Source organism: Okeania sp. SIO2C9, from assembly GCF_010672455.1.
Lineage (GTDB): Bacteria > Cyanobacteriota > Cyanobacteriia > Cyanobacteriales > Microcoleaceae > Okeania.
Genome location: NZ_JAAHGO010000008.1, coordinates 34,574 through 36,460 on the forward strand (window position 1 = coordinate 34,574; position 1,887 = coordinate 36,460).

The following is a 1,887-nucleotide window of genomic DNA, read 5'->3' on the forward strand; positions in this document are numbered from 1 at the left end:
ATTCATTAATTTCTTCAGGTGACAATACTCGGTCATAAATTCGTAGATGAGCAACTTTACCATTATAAAACCCATAACCACAACCAAATTTAACCTGAGTAATTGAGCTTAGAGGATTTTCTTTACCAACACCACTTTGCCAAAGAACACCATTGAGATAGATTTTCATCTCTCCGGTAGCAACATTCTTTGTAAAGACCCAGGAAGTCCATTTATCCTTGAAGTCAGTTGCTTGAGATAGTTTTTCGATTCTGTCATAACTATTATCAGAAGTAGTGGTATTTCCACAATCAAAGTAAATTTTACTATCTGACCAAGGTAAATGAATGTTGACTACCCTGTGATTACTTTTATCTTGTGCCAAGATAATAGAATTACGATTAGGTAGAGACTTGCCACCATTTGCCCAGAAACTAATTGTTATTTCACCAGTTTCGGGAATAGTTGCTGTAGGAAGTTCGATATAATCATCAACCCCATCAAAGTTGATACACTTGCCAAAGCGATCGTCTGCTACAACTGTTGCTCCATTGACTTTGCCATTGAGTTTTCCTGCTGAAACATCAAGAACTTCTTTTTCTTTAGCAGCGTTTTCGACTATTTCATTCAGTGGCAGATGCAATTGTAAACCACGATTAATATCCATAGGTGGAGGAGTTCCATCCACTTTCATACATTCATTAATTTCTTCAGGTGACAATACTCGGTCATAAATTCGTAGATGAGCAACTTTACCATTATAAAACCCATAACCACAACCAAATTTAACCTGAGTAATTGAGCTTAGAGGATTTTCTTTACCAACACCACTTTGCCAAAGAACACCATTGAGATAGATTTTCATCTCTCCGGTAGCAACATTCTTTGTAAAGACCCAGGAAGTCCATTTATCCTTGAAGTCAGTTGCTTGAGATAGTTTTTCGATTCTGTCATAACTATTATCAGAAGTAGTGGTATTTCCACAATCAAAGTAAATTTTACTATCTGACCAAGGTAAATGAATGTTGACTACCCTGTGATTACTTTTATCTTGTGCCAAGATAATAGAATTACGATTAGGTAGAGACTTGCCACCATTTGCCCAGAAACTAATTGTTATTTCACCAGTTTCGGGAATAGTTGCTGTAGGAAGTTCGATATAATCATCAACCCCATCAAAGTTGATACACTTGCCAAAGCGATCGTCTGCTACAACTGTTGCTCCATTGACTTTGCCATTGAGTTTTCCTGCTGAAACATCAAGAACTTCTTTTTCTTTAGCAGCGTTTTCGACTATTTCATTCAGTGGCAGATGCAATTGTAAACCACGATTAATATCCATAGGTGGAGGAGTTCCATCCACTTTCATACATTCATTGATTTCTTCAGGAGATAATGCTCGGTTATACATCCGCAGATGCGACATTTTGCCATGAAAAAATCCATCTGCTGACCAGTTACTCTTACCAATGTAATTTTTGGTGCGATTAACACTATTGGGGAGAGCTACCAACCCACCCCCTACTTCTTGACCATCTTTATAAACCTTGGCATTTCCTGACTCATCAATTGTTGCTGTTAGGTGGAGCCATTGATTCTTTTCGAGTATCCCTTTTACTTCAATAGCTTTTCTCGTAGAACCAACAAATACAACTAATAATCCATCATTGGTTGTAGTACGATTGCCAAAAATGATATTGTTCTTACCAGGAGCATTCGCGAAATCAATCACCCTTGACTGGTTATTGAAGTTCTGATAATATACCCAAGCTTCTACGGTAAAACCTTGTGAATAGTCAATATTCATTTCTGGCATTTGGATATAATCATCCACACCGTCAAAATTTAGACAATTGCCAAGTTTGGAGTCTGCTACAACTGTTGGTTCCCCATTGACTTTACCCTTGA

1 protein-coding gene is annotated in these 1,887 nt (G+C 37.5%); it reads right to left on the bottom strand.

The genetic code is table 11. From position 1 onward, the window contains the following. The coding region (locus F6K23_RS08245) for a LamG domain-containing protein (protein WP_293153273.1) at window positions 1–1,887 on the bottom strand (1,887 nt) is incomplete at both ends.